The organism is Micromonospora sp. NPDC051924 (assembly GCF_055586005.1).
The window spans coordinates 15944-33889 of sequence record NZ_JBVJJA010000049.1; the positions used below are offsets into that span (position 1 = coordinate 15944).

Here is a 17946-nt window from a genome sequence, read left to right on the forward strand (position 1 = left end):
GACCCTAGTCCCGCCGCCCGGCGGCCCCGCCGGCGGCGCGTCAGCGTCGCGGGGTGCGGATCAGAGCACCGGGCTGGTGTCGGCGAGCAGCTGGTCGATCTCGGCGACCACGGCGGCACGGCTCGGGTGCACCGGGTCGATCAGCTGCTGGCCCCGCCGGTCCCGCGCTCCCCAGCGGCCCGTCTCGTCGCCCACCAGGAAGGCGACCGGGTGCACCACCAGCGCCGCGTACACCGGCGCGACCAGCACCCGGCCGGTCCGGTCCACCACGCCCCGGCGCCCGGCCAGCGCCACGCCGGCCAGCCCGTCCTCGGTGAAGCCCTCCACCTGTCGGCCGTCGGCCAGGGCGGTGCTGAGGTTGTGGTACCGGGTCGGCACGACGACCTGCCCGGAGCGGTCCACCGCGCCCCAGCCGCCGTTCTGCCGGACCGCCGCCAGGCCGGCGCGGAACGGCCGCGCCTCCTCGTACCCGGGCGGGATCTTCACGATGTTGGTCGGGTCCACCGCCATCCACCGGCCCTGGCCATCCATCGACACCCAGGCCAGTCCCTCGGAGAACGAGCCCACCGCCCGGTAGCCGTTGTTCGCCTCGATCAGCGCCGCGCCGGTCGTGTCGATCAACGCCCAGCGGGACGCCTCGGGGCGGCGCACCCAGGCCAGTCCCTCCTCGAACGGCTGCACCTCGGCGTACCGGTGCTCGACCACGAGGTTGCCGTGGGCGTCCGCGTACCCCCAGAGCTCCTGCTCCTCGTCGAAGGTGGGCACCGGGTGGCGCTCGCGGCCGAGGATCGCCTCCCGGCTGCGCGGCTTCGGCCCGAAGCCGTCCGCCGCGGCCCGCTCGGCGACCGCGTCCAGCGCCACTGCGGTACGGGCGCCCAACTCCTCGTCCTCGCCCTGGCGCAGGTCCATCGCGCGCTCGAAGTGCAGGCACGCCTCGGTGAGTCGGCCCTGGTCGTAGCAGCACCGGCCGGCGTGCTCGTGCAGCGCCGCGCGCAGCCGGTCGGGCAGCTCCGACGAGTTCGCCTCGGCGAAGAGCCGGTCGGCCTCCGGGTACTCGCCCCGCCAGCGCAGCACCTCGGCGAGCCGGGCCCGGGCCAGCGCGGTCCGCCGCAGCTCGCCGGTGGCGTCGGCGTAGGTGAGGGCGAGCCGCGCGTCGGCGAGGGCGTCGTCCAGGTCACCGAGGATCCGGGAGGCCACCGACCGCAGGCTCAGCAGCCGGGCCCGGCTGCGGTTGTCCAGCGCGCTGCCCAGCTTGGCGGTGAGGCCGTCCCGGACCTCGCGCAGCGCCGCCGGATCGGGGGCCTCCTCGCGCAGGGTCTCCGGGTGCAGGCGCCAGCGGAACGCGGCCAGCGCCTGCTCCGGGTCTGCCGGGCGTACCTCCGGTCGCTCGTCGCCGGCGGTCTCCTCGGCCTGGTCGGCGGGTGGCGTCAGGCCCTCGTCGGGGGTGGAAACCTCGGCCGGCAGCGGCTCCGACGTGGCCTCCGGCTCCGGCGTCGCGGGCGCGACCCCGGCGGGACGTTCGGCCGCCGACGGAGATGCGGCCCCCGCGCCGTCGGCGGCGGCGGGCCGGGTGTCCGCCGTACCGGCTCCCGCGTCGGGCTCCGCCGGGGCGGGCGCCTCCGCTGCTCCCGCGGACGGTGCGGCGCGGTCCGCCGGACTGTCGCCCGTCGGCGTGGCCGCGGAGCCCGGGGTGGCTCCGGTGCCGGGCGTGACCCCGGCCGCGGGCTGCGCGGGCCGGTCGGTCGTCGCTTCCGGGACCGCTCGGGTGTCCGGCGTGCTCGGCTCGGCGCCGGAACGGTCGGGCGACCAGGCCGGCGGGACCGATGCCGGCGCGGGCGGCGGCGGAGCCGACACGGCCGCCGCGACCGGCGGGCCGACCGCCGGTCCCGCCCCCGGGCCGACCCGGTCGCCGGGCGGTACGGGCTCGTCCGGGCGGGCCGGCGCGGGGTCCGCCACGGGCGCCGGCTCCGGTGCGGGGTGGCTCGGTCGGAACCAGGCCTCGACCTCGCCGGCCGCCCCGTCCGGGGTGCCCGCGTCGGCAGGCCGGCCCGGTCGCGTCGCGTCGGGGTGCCCGCGGTCCGCCTCGACCGTGGCGGGCGTCGGGTTCGCGGTGACGAGCCGGTCGGTCGGACCCGCCACGGGCGGGGCACTCGCCGGGGCCGGGCGGGGGTCCGGCTGCCCGGCGGCTGCCGGTGGCAGGGGACGTTCCGGCTCGCCCGCCCGGGCCCCCGGGTACGCCGGCGGCGCCGGTAGCGGTCCGGTCGCCCGGGCCGGCACCGGTCCGGCGGTCGGTGTGGACACCGGTCCGGCCGGCGGCGCCGAGACCGGCGCGTGGGCGGCACCGGTGGGCGCGGGCGCGCCGGAGACCGGCCGTGCCGGTGGCGCGGAGACCGAACCGGCTGGTGGTGGGGAGGTCGGTGGTACCGGCGGGGTGGCCGCCGTGGAGGAAGCGGGCCGGGCGGGCGGCCCGGAGACCGGCCGACCCCTGCCCTCGACCGCCTCGTCGCCGCGCGCCGACGGCTCGCCCCGGTCGACCGGGCGCGGCCCGTCCCGGCCGGGAGTCGAGGGCGTGCCCGGGCCGGGCGCCGACGGCCTGGCGGGGCCGTGTGCCGATGGGGTGGCGTCCGCGGGCGTCGGCGAGGTGGCAGGGCCGGGCAGGAACTCGACGCGCAGGTCGGCGGCCGGCGGCGCGGAGGTGGGCGCCTCGGGTGCCGGAGGCCGCTCCGAGCGGTCGACCGGCGGATGTCCGGGGCCGTCCGAGACCGGTCGGCCGGCCACCGGGGCACCGGCCACCGGAGCGCCGGAGGCCGGCGAACCCGAGACCGGCGTGCCGGGTCCCGGCATACCGGGAGCCGGCGTGCCGGAGACCGGCGTGCCGGGCCGGGCGGTGCCGGAGACGGGCGCGCCCGACACCGGAGCGCCCGAGGTCGGCGCGATCGGCCGCGGATCGGGCCGGCCCACGGGCGGGCGCCGTCCCTCGTCCAACTGCTTCGGGGCGGCCGCCATCGGGGCCGGACGCGGCTCGTCCGGCCAGCCCGGTGGCGTCGGGCGCGGTCGCGGGTCGTCCGCGCGGGGCGCGGTCGTCGGCCGGTCCGGCCGGCTTTCCGCGTGGACCGGCGCGGTCGGCCGGGGCCCCTCGCGCACCTCGTCGGGTCGGGCCGGGGGCATCGCCCGCGGGTCGTCGGGCCGCGTCGGCGCGGGCGACGTCGGCCGGTCGCGCAGTTCCTCGGGCCGGGCCCGGGCGGCCGGTTCGACCGGTGCCCGCCGGTCGTCCGCGGGACGCATCGGGCCGGGCTCGGCCGGCCGGCCCGCCCGCTCGTCCGGACGCGGCCGGAACTCCGGCCGGGCCGACTCGGGGCGCGGGCCGACGGACTCGGGGCGCGGGCCGACCGACTCGGGGCGCGGGCCGCCGGACTCGGGGCGCGGACGGCTCGGGTCGGGCCGGGGAACGTCGTACCGGGGGCCGGTGGTCCCGGGACGCGGGCCGTCGTGCCGGGGGTCGGCCGGGTCGGGGCGGCGACCGTCGTACCGGGTGCCCGGCTCGTCCGCCGGCCGGGCCGGCCGCCCGTCGGGGCCGAGCGGTGGGCGGTGCCGCTCGTCGGGGCGCTGGCTGGCCGGCTCGGTGCGGGGCCGCCGCTCGATGACCGGCCACTCCTCGGCGCGCGGGCGGACGGCCTCGCCCGGGGGACGCTGGCCCTCCCACCGCTCGTCGGGCCGGAAGGCGGCCGGGCGCGGTCCCTCGTACCGGCCGGACTCGGGGCGGTGCGCGTCCACCGGCCGGCGCGGGCCGTCGGGCGCGTCCCGGTACGTCTCGGCCCGCGCGGCGGCCTCCCGGCGCGGGTCCGCCTCGCGTCGCGGCGCGCCGTCGAAGCCCCGCTCGGTGGGCCGTCCGTAGCCCGGGTCCCGCCCGTCGGTCGGCCGGGCGAAGCCGGGTTCACGCCGGTCGCCACGTCCGTCGAAGCCCGGGTCGCGCCGGTCCGGCCGCCGTTCGGCACCGGGATCACGGCGGTCGCCCCGGCGGTCGAAGTCGGGCTCGTGCCGGTCGGGCCGACGGTCGAAGTCGGACTCCTGCCGATCGGGCTGACCGTCGAAGCGCCGGTCCGCCGGATGCTCGAAGCCGTGGTCGCGCCGGTCCGCCCGGCGCTCGAAACCGGGCTCGGGCCGACCGTTGCGGGTCGGCTCGGCCCGCTCGACGGGGGCGTCGAAGCCCTGCTCGCGCCGCCGGGTGCGTCCGTCGGGCGCGCTCCAGCGCTGCTCGGGCCGGCCGGAACGCGGCTGGGCGCGGTGCGGGAACTCGTCGGGCTCCGGCAGCCAGCCGGACTCGGGCGCGGGGGAGACCGGGCGGTGCGGTGCGCCGTCGCGCGGGCGTACCCACCGCTGGTCGGGCCGATCGTCCCGCCACGCGGCGGGCTGCTCGCGCTCCGGCGTCCCCGGGCCGCGCGGGTCGTACCGGTCGTCGGGGTGCGGGCCGCGCCGGTCCGACCACGACCGCCGCCCGTCACCGCGGGGCTCCTCGCGCCCGTTCCGATCCGGGTACGCGCGCCGCTCGGCCGGGCGCCGGTCATCCGGGGCCGGGCTGACCGGGTACCCGCCGCGCCGCCCGTCCGGTCCGGCCGGGCTGACCGGGTACGCGTCCTCCACCGGCGCCGGGCTGACCGGCTGGACCTCGGCCCGGCCGACCACGGCGGCCCGGCCGCGCGGCGCGGGCGGGGCGAGGTGCTCGATGCCGATGTCACCCGGGTAGCGCTGCCCCGGGAACTGCGGCCGCCACTCGTGGGTCGGCTCGGCGGCCCACGAGGGTTCGGCCGGCTCGCGCCAGCGGTCGTAGCCGCTCATCGGGGGACCCTGTCGCCGCCCGCGCGGCGCGGCCCCGTGGCCGGCTCGCGTCGCTCGCTCACGGCGATGTCACCTCGTTGGAAATTGTCGCGCTGGGCACCGGACGTGCCGGTAGAGTCGCCCGGTCCGGCACGTCTGGCTGCGGAAGGAGGGTAGCGGCGTGGGCTCTGTCACCGCCACTGTGGCGCCGCCCACGAACTCAAACGTTACCCTATCGATTCGGACATTCGGCGCGATAGCCCGGTCCGGCTTCCGGCGATACGCCACCTACCGACAGGCCGCCGTGGCGGGCGTGGTCACCAACACCGTGTTCGGCTTCCTGCGCTACTACATCTTCCTCGCCGCGGCGGGCGCCGCCGGCCGGGTCGCCGGCTACGACCGGGAGCAGCTCGCCACCTTCGTCTGGGTCGGGCAGGGCCTGCTGTCGGTCATCGCGATCTGGGGCTGGACCGAGCTGGCCGACCGGATCCGCACCGGCGAGATCGCCGCCGACCTGCTCCGTCCGGTGCACCCGGTGACCAGCTACCTCGCCACCGACCTGGGCCGGGCCGGGTACGCCGCGCTGTCCCGGCTGGTGCCGCCGGTGCTGGTCGGACTGTTCCTCTTCGACGTGTACCTGCCGCACCGCGCGGCGACCCTGCCGCTGTCCGTGCTCTCCGTGCTGCTCGCCGTGGTGGTCTGCTTCGCCTGCCGCTACCTGGTCAACGCCACCGCGTACTGGTTGCAGGACGTCCGGGGACCGCTGATCCTCTGGACCCTCTGCTCCGGCGTGCTCGCCGGGCTCTACTTCCCGTTGGGCTTCCTGCCCGGCTGGCTGGAGGCCGTGCTCCGCTACGGCACCCCGTTCCCGAGCCTGCTCCAGATCCCGCTCGACGTGCTGGTCGAGCGGGAGCCCGCGGCGACGCAGCTCGGCCTGGTCGGGGTGCAGGCCGGCTGGGCCGTGGTGCTGCTCGCCCTCTGCCGGCTGGTGCAGCGCCGGGCCGAGCGTCGGCTGGTGGTGCAGGGTGGCTGAGCCGGGCACGCTGACCGGCTCGACCCCGGTGACCGCGTCCCCCGGGGGCGGACCGGAGCCGGCGGGCCGTACGCCGGGTGCGCTCGGCGCGTACCGGGCGCTGCTCGGCGCGCAGGCGCGGTCGCAGGCCGCGTACCGGACGTCGTTCGTGGTGGACCTGGTCGGCAACGTCGGCGCCACGGTGTTCGACGTCGTCACCGTCCTGGTGCTCTTCGGGGTCACCCGCGAGCTGGGCGGCTTCACGCTGCGCGAGACGCTGGTGATCGTCGGCCTGTCGTCGTTCGCGTTCGCCGCCGCGGACCTGCTGGTCGGCAACATCGAGCGGCTACCCCGGTACGTCCGCACCGGCCTGTTCGACGCGGTGCTGGTCCGCCCGCTGGCCGCGCTGCCCCAGCTGCTGCTGATGGACCTGCCGGTGCGCAAGGTGTCCCGGGTGGTGTTCGGACTGGCCGTGCTGGTGGCCTCGGTCGGTTCGGCGGGCATCCACTGGACCGCCGGCCGGGTGGCACTGGTGGTGGTCGCCCCGCTCGCCGGGATGGTCTTCTTCGGCTCGGTCTTCGTCACCACCGCCACCGTCTCGTTCTACTGGATCGACTCGGGCGAGCTGGCCAACTCGGTCACCTACGGCGGGCGCGACTTCACGTCGTACCCGGTCACCGTCTACGGCGGCTGGTTCCGGGCGCTCTTCGCGTACGGGCTGGGGTTCGCCTTCGTCAGCTACCACCCGGCGCTGGCGCTGCTCGGCCGGGCCGACCCGCTGGGCCTGCCCGCCTGGGTGGGCTGGGTCGCCCCCGGCGTCGCGCTGGTCGCCGCGGCGATCGCCGCCCTGGCCTGGCGCGTCGGGATCCGTCACTACCGGAGCACGGGGTCATGAGCGTCATCGAGATGAGCGGACTGCGCAAGGAGTTCACCGTCCGGGTGAAGGCCGGCCGGCTGCGCCGGGAGAAGCGGACGGTCACCGCAGTCGACGGGATCGACCTGCGGGTGGAGCGCGGCGAGATGCTCGGCTACATCGGCCCGAACGGCGCGGGCAAGTCGACAACCCTGAAGATGCTGACCGGTGTCCTCATGCCCTCGGCGGGGGAGGCCCGGGTCTGCGGGCTGCGCCCGGTGGCCGAGCGGACCCGGCTGGCGATGCGGATCGGCGTGGTGTTCGGGCAGCGCTCCCAGCTCTGGTGGGACCTGCCGCTGCGCGACTCGTTCGAGCTGCTCCGGCACGTCTACCGGGTGCCGGCGGGCGAGCACGCGGCGCGGCTGACCCGCTGCCGTGGCCTGCTCGACCTCGACGAGTTCCTGGACACCCCGGTCCGGCAGCTCTCCCTCGGCCAGCGGATGCGCGGCGAGCTGACCGCCGCCCTGCTGCACGGCCCGGAGGTGCTCTTCCTCGACGAGCCGACCATCGGGCTGGACGTGGTGAGCAAGCAGGCCGTCCGGGGCTTCCTGGCGGAGCTGGGCCGGTCCGGCGACACCACCCTGGTGCTGACCACCCACGACCTGGCCGACATCGAGCGGCTCTGCCACCGCCTGGTGGTGATCGACCACGGCCGGGTGGTGCACGACGGGTCGATCGCCGCCCTGCACAGCCGCTACGGCTCCCGCCGGATGGTCGTCGCGGAACTGGACGCGGTGCTGCCGGCAGTGCCGGAGCTGCCCGGCGCGCCGCTGCAGCGGGTGGAGGCGGACGGGCACCGGCTGGTCTTCGCGCTCGAGTCGGCGACCGTCGCCGAGGTGGTCGCCGGCCTGGCCGGGCTGGCCACCCTGCGGGACATCTCGATCGTGGAGCCGGACATCGAGGAGGTCGTGGCCCGGCTCTACCGCGCCCCGGACGCGGTCGGCGGAGCCGCCGTCACGGGTGCTCCATGACCAGCACCGCGAAGGTCCCCGGGGTCAGCGCCTCGTACCGGTGCGGGATGTCGCCGGGGAACGTCGCGTAGTCGCCCGGCCCCAGCTCGACCGGGTCGGACTCCGGGCCGACCCGCATCCGTCCGGCCGCGACCACGACGTGTTCGACGCTGCGCGGGGTGTGCGCCTCGGCGAGCCGGACCGCGCCGGGCTCCAGCTCCATCACGTAGACGTCCCGCCGGGTGTGCGGCGAGCCGGCGGCGAGCAGGGTGGCGGAGAAGTCGGCGTGCTCGGAGCGGATCCGTGGCCCCTCGCCGGCCCGGACCACCCGGACGGCGGCCGTCGGCGGCTCGACCAGGCGGCTGAACGGGACGCCCAGCGCGACACCGAGCGCCCACAGCGTCTCGACGCTCGGATTGCCGGCCCCCGACTCCAGCTGGGACAGGGTGGACTTGGCGATGCCGGCCCGCCGGGCCAGCTCGGTCAGCGACAGGCCGGCCCGGTCGCGCTCGCGCCGCAGGGCGGCCGCGATGGTCGCCAGCGGGGGAGCGGGGTCGATCGCCATGTGTTCGCTCCATCGGTCTATTTGTTCGGTTTGACGAACGGGGCCGTTCATGTTCAGGATAATGGACCATGCGTACGGCATATCGAACGGGCGACGCGGCGGTGCTCCGCGACGTCGCCGCCATCGGCGCGGCGATGATCGCCGTCGGCGCGTCGTTCGGCGCGGTGGCGATGGCCGCCGGCCTGCCCGCCTGGGCCACCCTCGCCATGTCCGTCCTCGTCTACGCCGGCGGGGCCCAGTTCATGGCGGTCGGCCTGGTCGCCGCCGGCAGCCCGCTCGCCGCGGTCCTCGCCGGCCTGCTGCTCAACGCCCGGCACCTGCCGTTCGGCCTGACGCTGGGCGGCAGCCTCGGCCCCGGCCGCTGGCGGCGACTGCTCGGCAGCCACCTGATGACCGACGAGGCGACCGCCTTCGCGCTGGCCCGGCCGGCCGGGCCGGGACGACGGCGCGCGTTCTGGCTCGCCGGGATCCTGCTCTTCCTGGCCTGGAACGCCGGCACCGCGCTCGGCGTGCTGGCCGGCGGCGCGGTCGGTGACCCGGCCGCCCTGGGCCTCGACGCCGCCTTCCCGGCCGGGCTGGCCGCCCTGCTGCTGCCCAGCCTGCGCGACCGGGACACCCGCCGGGTGGCGCTGGCCGGAGCGGGGTTGGCCGTGCTGGCCACCCCGCTGCTGCCCGCCGGACTGCCGGTGCTGCTCGCGCTCGCCGCCCTGGTCGTGCCGGCGCTCCGCCTCCGCCGGAGCGCGGACGTGCGGGAGACGCCGGCCGCCGGACCGGACGGCGTCGACGGGCTGGAGCGCGTGGGGCGGACCGGGGAGGCGTCGTGCTGATCGCCGTGATCCTCGCCCTGGCCGTCGGCACGTACGCCTTCCGGGCCTCCGGCGTGCTGCTGCGCGACCGGCTGGAGCTGCCCGAGTGGTCCCGGCGGCTGCTGCCGGTCGGCGCCGCCGCGCTGCTGGCCGCCCTGGTGGCGACCGCCGCGCTGACCGAGGCGGGCGGCTTCGCCGGCTACGCCCGGCCCGCCGGGGTGCTGGCCGGGGTGCTGCTCGCCTGGCGGCGGGCGCCGTTCGTCCTGGTCGTGGTCGCCGCCGCCGGCACCACCGCGCTGCTACGCCTGCTCGGGGTGGCCTGAACACGACCCGGCCCCTCCCCGCGACGGCGGGAAGGGGCCGGAGCAGCCTGGATCAGATCTTGTCGCCGATGTTCACCCGGGGCGCGGGGGCGCGCATCCGGCGGAACGTGATCGACCGCATGATCGCGTAGAAGTAGAGCGAGCCGAGCTTCTCGGTGCTCTTCGGGCAGCGCTCGCGCACCAGCTTCTTGATCTTGCGCGAGATCAGCACCGAGTCGACCACCACGCCGAGCGCCAGCAGGCCCCACAGCACGTTGGAGAGCAGCCGGACGACCGGCGGCATGGCCTGGTTGGAGCCGACCAGCACGATCAGCGCGCCGCCGAAGAACCAGGTGCCGACGGTACGCCGGGAGTCGACCACGTTGCGGGCCAGTTGCCGCTCCGGGCCCCGGTCGCGGGGACCGCCCTCGCGCCGGAACTCGGCCGCCGCCTCGGCACGGGCCGACCGGCGCTGCTCCCGGGCCTCCTCCTTGGTCAGCGGCTTGCTCGGCGCGCCACCGGCGCGCCGACCGGCGCCGGGCCGCTTCGGGGTGACCTGCCCCAGCTCCTTCTTGCTCGGGGTGTAACCCCGGGAGCGGGCAGCGGTGGACTCCTCGTCGGGCGTCACCGGGGTGACGGAGTCCTCGACCAGGTCGGTGGGCTTACGGCGAAACAGCGACGGCACGCGGCAAGGGTAGCCAAACGGCCGCGCCCGGTGCACATCGCGGGTGCACCGGGCGCGAAAGAGGCGGTGTGACGTTACGGACGCTCGACGTGCGCGCCCAGATCCGCCAGCTTGGCCTCGAAGTCCTCGTAGCCGCGGTTGATCAGGTCGACGCCGTACACCCGGGAGGTGCCCTCGGCGGCCAGGGCCGCGATCAGGTGGCTGAATCCGGCCCGCAGGTCCGGGATGACCAGGTCGGCCGCGTGCAGCTTGCTCGGGCCGGCGATCACCGCCGAGTGCTTGAAGTTGCGCCGGCCGAAGCGGCACGGGGTGCCACCCAGGCAGTCCCGGTAGACCTGGATGTTGGCGCCCATCGAATTCAGCGCCTCCGTGTAGCCCAGCCGCTGCTCGTAGACCGTCTCGTGGACGATCGACAGGCCCCGGGCCTGGGTCAGCGCCACCACCAGGGGCTGCTGCCAGTCGGTCATGAAACCGGGGTGGACGTCGGTCTCCAGCGCCACCGCGTTCAGCTCGCCGCCCGGGTGCCAGAACCGGATGCCGCCCTCCTGGCCCGGCTTGCCGGCCCGCGGCGGCCGCAGGTCGGTCACCTCGTACTCGCCGCCGACCGAGCGGAAGATGTTGAGGAAGGTCATCATGTCGGCCTGCTGCGCGCCGAGCACCTCGACGTGGCCGCGGGTGGCCAGCGCCGCCGCCGCCCAGCTCGCCGCCTCGATCCGGTCCGGGATCGGCCGGTGGGTGTAGCCGCTGAGCCGCTTCACGCCCTGGATCTCGATCACCCGGTCGGTGTGCACCTTGATGATCGCGCCCATCTTCTGCAGGACGCAGATCAGGTCGATGATCTCGGGCTCGACGGCGGCGTTGCGCAGCTCGGTGACGCCCTCGGCCATCACCGCGGTGAGCAGCACCTGCTCGGTGGCGCCCACGCTCGGGTACGGCAGCGCGAACTTGGTGCCGTGCAGGCCGTTCGGCGCCGACAGGTGCAGCCCCTCCGGGGTCTTGTCGACGGTCGCGCCGAACTCCCGCAGCGCCTGCAGGTGGAAGTCGATCGGGCGCGGGCCGATGTGGCAGCCGCCCAGGTCGGGGATGAAGGCGTGGCCGAGCCGGTGCAGCAGCGGACCGCAGAACAGGATCGGGATGCGGCTGGAACCCGCGTGCACGTTGATCTGGTCGGTGCTGGCGCTCTCGACGTTGGACGGGTCGAAGACGAGCTCGCCGTCCTCCTCGCCGTCGCTCACCTTCACCCCGTGCAGGCCGAGCAGCCCGCGGACCACCTCGACGTCCCGGATCCGCGGCACGTCGAACAGCCGGCTGGGGGTGTCGCCCAGCAGGGCGGCGACCATCGCCTTGGACACGAGGTTCTTCGCGCCGCGCACGCGGATCCGCCCTTGAAGCGGAGTGCCTCCGTGTACGACCAGGACGTCGTCGGTCAACGCAACCTCCAGCGCGCTTCTGCTGCCGTGTAGATGGTGGGGCCCACGATTCGCATCGCTACCCGGAACGCGGTCATGTGAAAACGGCCCGCGTGTGTCGTCGCCCCGGCAGCATAGCCCTCCGTGACGAAAATGGAATCGGTCACATCACCAGCGAGGGCATGAACCGGGGATTCCGGCGCTTTTCCGTACCAGTGAGGTGACCGAGCGTGATCAGGCGCCCGGCAGGGCCAGCATCTGGTCCAGTGCCGTCCGGGCGTGGCGCGCGGTGTCCGGGTCGACGGTGATCTGGTTGACCACCCGTCCGGCCACCAGCTCCTCCAGGGCCCAGACCAGGTGCGGCAGGTCGATCCGGTTCATCGTCGAGCAGTAGCAGACCGCCCGATCGAGGAACATGATCTGCTTGTCCGGGTGGGCCAGCGCCAACCGGCGGACCAGGTTCAGCTCGGTGCCGACCGCCCACGCCGAGCCGGCCGGGGCCGCCTCGATGGTCTTGATGATGTACTCGGTCGAGCCGACGAAGTCGGCCGCGGTGACCACCTCGTGCCGGCACTCCGGGTGGACCAGCACGTTGACCCCCGGCACCCGCTCCCGGACGTCGTTCACGCTGTCCAGCGTGAAGCGGCCGTGCACCGAGCAGTGCCCCCGCCAAAGGATCATCTTGGCGTCGCGCAGCTGCTCGGGGGTGAGCCCGCCGTTGGGCTTGTGCGGGTCGTAGAGGACGCAGTCGTCCAGGGAGAAGCCCATCTCCAGCACCGCGGTGTTGCGGCCCAGGTGCTGGTCGGGGAGGAAGAGCACCTTCTGCCCCTGCTCGAACGCCCAGTCCAGGGCCCGCTTCGCGTTCGACGAGGTGCAGACCACGCCGCCGTGCCGGCCCACGAAGCCCTTGATGTCCGCCGACGAGTTCATGTACGTCACCGGGACCGTGTCCTGCGCGATGCCCAGCTCGGTCAGCACGTCCCAGGCGGTCTCGACCTGCGACAGCACCGCCATGTCGGCCATCGAGCAGCCGGCGGCCAGGTCCGGCAGGATCACCTGCTGGCTGTCCGAGGTGAGGATGTCCGCGCTCTCGGCCATGAAGTGCACGCCGCAGAAGACGATGTACTGGGCGTCGGGCCGGGCCGCCGCCTCCCGGGCGAGCTTGAACGAGTCGCCGGTCACGTCGGCGAACTGGATCACCTCGTCGCGCTGGTAGTGGTGGCCCAGCACGAAGACCTTCGTGCCGAGCGCGGCCTTGGCCGCCGCCGCCCGGGCCACCAGGTCCGGGTCGCTCGGCGCGGGAAGGTCGCCCGGACACTCCACGCCACGCTCGGTGGCGGGGTCGCTGCCGCGGCCGAGGAGCAGCAGCGCAGTGGCGGTGTTGGAGGGCTCAACCCAGGTCGAAGTCACGCACCCATGGTCCCACAGCGCGGCCGGCCCGCAGCCGTCCGCGGTGTGGCCTGCCACACTGCTCGGCATGCGCGTGCTGCTCTGCCCCGACAAGTTCGCCGGCACGCTGCCGGCCCAGGAGGTGGCCGCCGCGGTGGCCGAGGGCTGGCGGAGCGTCGCCCCCGGCGACGAGCTGCTGATCCGGCCGCTCGCCGACGGCGGCCCCGGGTTCGTCGCGGTGCTCGCCGAGGCGCTCGGCGGACGGCGGCTGCCGGTGCCCACCGTCGACCCGCTCGGTCGCCCCGCCGCCGGTGAGATCCTGCTCACCGACGACGGCACGGCCTACCTGGAGAGCGCCCAGGCGTGCGGGCTGCACCTGCTGTCGGCCGCCGAGCGCGACCCGAAGGCCACCACCTCGTACGGTCTGGGGCTGCTGGTGGCCGCCGCGGTCGAGGCGGGCGCGCGGATCGTGGTGATCGGGCTGGGCGGCTCGGCCACCAACGACGGCGGCGCCGGCATGCTCACCCCGCTCGGCGTCACCGCGCTGGACGAGGCCGGCCGAGCCCTGCCGTACGGCGGGGCGGCCCTCGCGGCGGCGGCCGCGCTGGACGGCGCGCCCCGGGTCCGCGGCGCCGGCCTGGTCGCCGCCACCGACGTCGACAACCCGCTGCTCGGCCTGCACGGGGCCAGCAACGTGTACGGCCCGCAGAAGGGCGCCAGCCGGGAGGACGTGCTGCTGCTCGACGCCGCGCTGGAGCGCTGGGCGGGCCTGCTGGAGCGGGACCTGCCCGGCTGCCCGGCCGGCCTCGGCGCGCTGCCCGGCGGCGGCGCGGCCGGCGGGTTGGGCGCGGCGGTGCTGGCCCTGGGCGGCCGCTGCGAGTCCGGCATCGGACTGGTCACCCGGGCGATCGGCCTGGACGCCGCGCTCGACGCCGCCGACCTGGTGATCACCGGGGAGGGCTCCTTCGACCACCAGTCGCTGCGCGGCAAGGTGGTCGCCGGGGTGGCCGGGGGTGCCCGGGACCGGGGTGTGCCCTGCGTGGTGCTCGCCGGCCGGGTGAGCACCGGGCGGCGGGAGGCCGCGGCGGCCGGGGTGACCGAGGCGTACAGCCTGGTGGAGCACTTCGGCGGCGAGGAGAACGGCGGCGTCGAGGCCGCGATGGCCCGACCCGCCGAGGGGCTGCGCGCGCTCGGCGCGCGGCTCGCCCGGCAGTGGAGCCGCTGAGCCGTCGGCCGACGGCGCGCTGCCCTGCGGCGCGGCTCACGCGGCGCGGGTCCCGCCACCGGAGGTGACTGCCGGCGGGGCGGCGTACGATCGGGGCTGGACCACACCGGGAATCACTGGCGGACGCGCGACGTTGGCCAGTGCGTCCGGACCCATACCGCGCAGGGAGATTTCCACGTGACCACGCCAGCGCAGACCGAGTCGACCGAGGCCAAGGCCCCCAGCACCGTCGTCCTCACCGACGTCGCGGCGCAGAAGGTCAAGGCCCTGATCGAGCAGGAGGGCCGCGACGACCTGCGGCTCCGGGTCGCCGTGCAGCCGGGCGGCTGCTCCGGCCTGCGGTACCAGCTCTTCTTCGACGAGCGGTCCCTCGACGGTGACATCGTCACCGACTACAACGGTGTCGAGGTCGTCGTCGACCGGATGAGCGCCCCCTACCTGGCCGGCGCGACGATCGACTTCGCCGACCGGATCGACGCCCAGGGCTTCACCATCGACAACCCGAACGCCGGCAACTCCTGCGCCTGCGGCGACTCGTTCAGCTGAGTCGGCGCCGGCGCCGGCGCCGGCCACCCGGTCGGCGGGTCCGGCCTGCCCCAGCGGTGAAAAGCGGCGGGGCCGTCCCTTTGCGGGCGGCCCCGCCGCTTTTTCCGTGCCTGCCCGGAATCGTCCGTACGGCGTGCCGCGCGGTGTCCGTCCGGTGACGGGCGCCCTACGGCGGTTGACCGGTGGTCGACCGACCTGCGACCGGCGCGCCGGTCGGACCGGTAGGCTGACCCGCGCCGTGCTCCCGACCACGAGGGTTGACATGAAGATCGCCGTGACCGGCTCGATCGCGACCGACCACCTGATGAGCTTCCCCGGCCGGTTCGCCGAACAGCTCATCGCCGACCAGCTGGACAAGGTCTCCCTGTCCTTCCTCGTCGACGAACTGGTGCTCCGGCGCGGCGGCACCGCCGCCAACATCGCCTTCGGCATGGCGCAGCTGGGCCTGCGGCCGGTGCTGCTCGGCGCGGTCGGCGCCGACTTCGCCGACTACCGCTCCTGGCTGGAGCGGCACGGCGTCGACTGCGACTCGGTGCACGTCAGCGATTTGGCGCACACCGCCCGCTTCGTCTGCACCACCGACCTGGACATGTGCCAGATCGCCTCGTTCTACGCCGGCGCGATGAGCGAGGCCCGCAACATCGAGCTGGCCCCGGTGGCGGACCGGCTCGGCGGCCTGGACCTGGTGCTGGTCAGCGCCAACGACCCGGCCGCGATGATCCGGCACTCCGCGGAGTGCCGGGAGCGGGGGTACGCCTTCGTCGCCGACCCGTCGCAGCAGCTCGCCCGGATGGCGGGCGAGGACGTGCTCAGCCTGGTCGACGGCGCCGACTACCTGATGACCAACGAGTACGAGAAGTCGCTGCTGCAGAACAAGGCCGGGCTCAGCGACGCGCAGCTGCTGGACCGGGTGAAGGTGCGGGTCACCACGCTGGGCAAGCGGGGCGTGGAGATCGCCGGCCGGGACTTCGCCACCATCCACGTGCCGATCGCCCGGGAGATCCAGGCGGTGGACCCGACCGGCGTCGGCGACGGCTTCCGGGCCGGCTTCTTCGCCGCCCTCAACTGGGGCGTCAGCCTGGAGCGCGCGGCCCAGGTGGGCTGCCTGCTGGCCACCCTGGTGCTGGAGAACTTCGGCGGCCAGGAGTACGAGGTCCGCCGGGACCTGTTCGTCAAGCGGCTCGCCGAGTCGTACGGGGACGAGGCCGCCGACGACGTCCGGTCGCACCTGCTGCCGTGACCTCCGACGTGCCCGTCCCGGACGGCGGGGTGGACCCCGACGGCTCCAGGTCGCGGCGCGGCGTCAGACGCGCCGAGCTGGAGTTGTCGCAGGGCGCGGTGCGCCCCGGCGCGGGCGGCCCGCTGCTGGTCGCCTTCGCCGGGCTGCCCGGCGTGGGCAAGACCACCCTCGCCGTCCGGGTCGGCGCCGCGCTGCGCGCCCCGGTCCTGCCGGTCGACCCGGTGGAGCTGGCCCTGCACCGGTACGGCCTGGTCGGCGACGTGCCCGGGATGGCCGCGTACGGCGCGGTCGCCGGGCTGGCCGAGGTGCAGCTCGGGCTCGGGCTGAGCGTGGTGGTCGACGCGGTGAACCCGGTGTCCAGCGCCCGCGGCCTCTGGCACGACCTGGCCGAGCGGGCCGGCGTGCCGCTGCGGGTGATCGAGGTGCACTGCGGGGACGAGGCCGAGCACCGCCGCCGGGTCGAGGCGCGCCTCCCCGACGAGCACCACCCCACCTGGGAGCAGACCCTGCTCCGCCGGGCCGAGTACGAGCCGATCATCGGCCCGCGCCTGGTGGTGGACACCGCCGTCGACACCGACCCCCTCCCCGGCATCCTCGCCTACCTCCGCTGACCGCCCCCGCCCCCCACACCTCCCACACCCGCTCCAGGCGCGGACGCGGGTGGGCGGGGGTCAGTGGGTGCGGCGAATGTCGTAGGCGGGGCCCTCGGTGGGGTGGGCGGCGACGAACTCGTGACCGCGCAGGCGGCAGAAGGCCGGGAGGTCGACCGCTGCGGCGGGGTCGTCGGCGAGCACCCGGACGACCGCGCCGACCGGCAGCTCGGGCAGCCGGCGGGCCAGGTTGATCACCGGCAGCGGGCAGCGTTGGCCCCGGCAGTCGAGCACCTCGTCCGGCCCGGTCACAGCCCCACCACCCCGGCCTCGGCGCGCAGGTCGGCGACGATCCCCGGCAGCTCGGCGAGGAAGCGCTCCACGTCCGCCTCGGTGGTCTCCCGGTGCAGCGACACCCGGACGTTGCCGTGCGACAGCACTCCCATCGCCTCCAGCACGTGCGACGGCCGCAGCGTCGATGAGGTGCACGAGGAGCCGGAGGAGACCGCGAAACCCCGCCGGTCCAGCGCGTGCAGCAACGCCTCGCCGTCCACGTACAGGCAGGAGAAGGTGACCAGGTGGGGGAGGCGGTCCACCGGGTCGCCGACCACCTCCACGTCCGGCACCTCGGCCGCCACCCGCGCCCGGATCCGGTCCACCAGCGGCGCCAGCCGGGCCGCCTCGGCCGCCGCGTCGGCCGCCGCCGCGCGCAGGCTCGCCGCCGCCGCGACCACCGCCGGCAGGTTCAGCACCCCCGGCGTACGCCCCGACTCCCGCTCGTCGGCCGGGAACGGCGACTCCCAACGGGTGCCCTTGCGGACCACCAGCAGGCCGACGCCGGGCGGACCGCCCCACTTGTGCGCGCTGGCGCTCAGCACCGACCAGCCCGCGGGCAGCGGGGCCCGGCCGACCAGCTGCGCCGCGTCGACGTAGAGCGGCACGCCCGCCTCGGCGCAGTACTCGGCCGCCGCCGGCACCGGTTGCACCGTGCCCACCTCGTGGCTGGCGCCGATCAGCGCCGCCAGGGCCACTCCCGGCACCGCCACCGCCGTCGCCCAGGCGTCCAGGTCCAGCCGGCCGAGCCGGTCCACCGGCACGGAGACCACGTCCCCGCCACCGGCCAGGTGCCGCTCGGCGGAGTGCAGCACCGCGGAGTGCTCGATCGCGGAGTGCACCAGCCCCGCCCCGACCCGGCGCCGGCCGGCCAGGCCGCCCAGCACGGCGGCGTGCGCGGCCGCCGTGCCGCTGGGGGTGAAGGAGAGCTCGTCGGCGCGGACGCCGAGGGTCTGCGCGGCGGCCTCGCGGGCGGCGTCCAGCAGCTGGCGGGCGCGCCGGGCCTGGCCGTAGAGCTTGGCCGGGTCGGCCCACCCGTCGTCGAGGGCGGCCAGCAGCGCCTGCCGAGCGACCGGGTGCGGCGGCGCGGCGGTCGCCGCGTCCAGGTAGACCGGGGATGCGCTCACGAAGGCTCACGCTATCGCGTCGGTACCGGCAAGATCCCC

At 76.1% G+C, this 17946-nt stretch carries 16 protein-coding genes; 9 read left to right on the forward strand and 7 right to left on the reverse strand.

The features are described 5' to 3' along the window. Positions 1 to 60 precede the first annotated feature (60 nt). Entirely contained in the window at positions 61 to 4836 is a 4776-nt protein-coding gene (locus tag ACZ6S5_RS29010) for a WG repeat-containing protein (RefSeq protein WP_466005400.1), read from the reverse strand. A gap of 160 nt (positions 4837 to 4996) precedes the next feature. Between ACZ6S5_RS29010 and ACZ6S5_RS29015 the strand changes: the two genes are divergently transcribed. From ACZ6S5_RS29015 to ACZ6S5_RS29025, 3 genes are read left to right on the forward strand one after another with little or no spacing between them, the layout of a single operon-like run. Continuing rightward, positions 4997 to 5848 carry an ABC transporter permease gene (locus ACZ6S5_RS29015; RefSeq protein WP_466005401.1) on the forward strand — a complete coding sequence of 284 codons (852 nt, stop codon included), beginning with the start codon at positions 4997 to 4999 and terminating at the stop codon, positions 5846 to 5848. 28 nt (positions 5849 to 5876) lie between these two features. Beyond that, positions 5877 to 6722 (forward strand): ABC transporter permease, encoded by an 846-nt coding sequence (locus ACZ6S5_RS29020; protein ID WP_466005425.1) that lies wholly within the window; start codon positions 5877 to 5879, stop codon positions 6720 to 6722. Next, the gene (locus ACZ6S5_RS29025; RefSeq protein ID WP_466005402.1) at positions 6719 to 7711 is read left to right on the forward strand and encodes an ABC transporter ATP-binding protein; all 993 of its coding nucleotides are present in this window, start codon (positions 6719 to 6721) and stop codon (positions 7709 to 7711) included. The genes ACZ6S5_RS29020 and ACZ6S5_RS29025 overlap by 4 nt, the downstream gene beginning before the upstream one ends. On the opposite strand, the gene ACZ6S5_RS29030 is transcribed toward ACZ6S5_RS29025, so the two are convergent. Further along, entirely contained in the window at positions 7695 to 8255 is a 561-nt protein-coding gene (locus tag ACZ6S5_RS29030; RefSeq protein ID WP_466005403.1) for a helix-turn-helix domain-containing protein, read from the reverse strand. The genes ACZ6S5_RS29025 and ACZ6S5_RS29030 overlap by 17 nt on opposite strands. A gap of 68 nt (positions 8256 to 8323) precedes the next feature. Here ACZ6S5_RS29030 and ACZ6S5_RS29035 point away from each other — a divergent pair, with 68 nt between their 5' ends. Together ACZ6S5_RS29035 and ACZ6S5_RS29040 are read left to right on the forward strand one after the other, a co-directional pair. Further along, complete coding sequence (locus ACZ6S5_RS29035; RefSeq protein ID WP_466005404.1) at positions 8324 to 9082, forward strand: AzlC family ABC transporter permease; 759 nt, start codon at positions 8324 to 8326, stop codon at positions 9080 to 9082. Next, the gene (locus tag ACZ6S5_RS29040; protein ID WP_466005405.1) at positions 9076 to 9384 is read left to right on the forward strand and encodes an AzlD domain-containing protein; all 309 of its coding nucleotides are present in this window, start codon (positions 9076 to 9078) and stop codon (positions 9382 to 9384) included. The genes ACZ6S5_RS29035 and ACZ6S5_RS29040 overlap by 7 nt, the downstream gene beginning before the upstream one ends. A gap of 52 nt (positions 9385 to 9436) precedes the next feature. On the opposite strand, the gene ACZ6S5_RS29045 is transcribed toward ACZ6S5_RS29040, so the two are convergent. The 3 genes from ACZ6S5_RS29045 to nadA form a co-directional block, all read right to left on the reverse strand. Further along, positions 9437 to 10048 carry a DUF3043 domain-containing protein gene (locus ACZ6S5_RS29045; protein WP_466005406.1) on the reverse strand — a complete coding sequence of 204 codons (612 nt, stop codon included), beginning with the start codon at positions 10046 to 10048 and terminating at the stop codon, positions 9437 to 9439. Positions 10049 to 10122: 74 nt separating this feature from the next. After that, positions 10123 to 11478, reverse strand: coding sequence for a UDP-N-acetylglucosamine 1-carboxyvinyltransferase (gene murA / locus ACZ6S5_RS29050; protein ID WP_466005407.1), 1356 nt, complete (start codon positions 11476 to 11478; stop codon positions 10123 to 10125). A 213-nt stretch (positions 11479 to 11691) separates the two neighbouring features. After that, on the reverse strand, positions 11692 to 12867 hold the full coding sequence (gene nadA / locus ACZ6S5_RS29055) for a quinolinate synthase NadA (protein WP_466005408.1): 1176 nt from the start codon (positions 12865 to 12867) through the stop codon (positions 11692 to 11694). 67 nt (positions 12868 to 12934) lie between these two features. Here nadA and ACZ6S5_RS29060 point away from each other — a divergent pair, with 67 nt between their 5' ends. The 4 genes from ACZ6S5_RS29060 to ACZ6S5_RS29075 all read left to right on the forward strand — a co-directional run bounded on the left by ACZ6S5_RS29060 (position 12935) and on the right by ACZ6S5_RS29075 (position 16468). Then, positions 12935 to 14071, forward strand: a complete 1137-nt coding sequence (locus ACZ6S5_RS29060) for a glycerate kinase family protein (protein ID WP_466005409.1) — start codon at positions 12935 to 12937, stop codon at positions 14069 to 14071. Positions 14072 to 14248: 177 nt separating this feature from the next. Beyond that, complete coding sequence (gene erpA, locus ACZ6S5_RS29065) at positions 14249 to 14617, forward strand: iron-sulfur cluster insertion protein ErpA (protein WP_466005410.1); 369 nt, start codon at positions 14249 to 14251, stop codon at positions 14615 to 14617. A gap of 262 nt (positions 14618 to 14879) precedes the next feature. Further along, complete coding sequence (locus ACZ6S5_RS29070; RefSeq protein WP_466005411.1) at positions 14880 to 15857, forward strand: carbohydrate kinase family protein; 978 nt, start codon at positions 14880 to 14882, stop codon at positions 15855 to 15857. Beyond that, positions 15854 to 16468, forward strand: a complete 615-nt coding sequence (locus tag ACZ6S5_RS29075) for a P-loop nucleotide/nucleoside kinase family protein (RefSeq protein ID WP_466005412.1) — start codon at positions 15854 to 15856, stop codon at positions 16466 to 16468. The genes ACZ6S5_RS29070 and ACZ6S5_RS29075 overlap by 4 nt, the downstream gene beginning before the upstream one ends. A gap of 60 nt (positions 16469 to 16528) precedes the next feature. Here the strand turns inward: ACZ6S5_RS29075 and ACZ6S5_RS29080 are convergent, their stop codons facing one another. Next, positions 16529 to 16759 carry a sulfurtransferase TusA family protein gene (locus ACZ6S5_RS29080; RefSeq protein WP_466005413.1) on the reverse strand — a complete coding sequence of 77 codons (231 nt, stop codon included), beginning with the start codon at positions 16757 to 16759 and terminating at the stop codon, positions 16529 to 16531. Then, complete coding sequence (locus tag ACZ6S5_RS29085) at positions 16756 to 17907, reverse strand: cysteine desulfurase family protein (protein ID WP_466005414.1); 1152 nt, start codon at positions 17905 to 17907, stop codon at positions 16756 to 16758. Before ACZ6S5_RS29085 ends, ACZ6S5_RS29080 begins: the two co-directional genes overlap by 4 nt. Positions 17908 to 17946 lie beyond the last annotated feature (39 nt).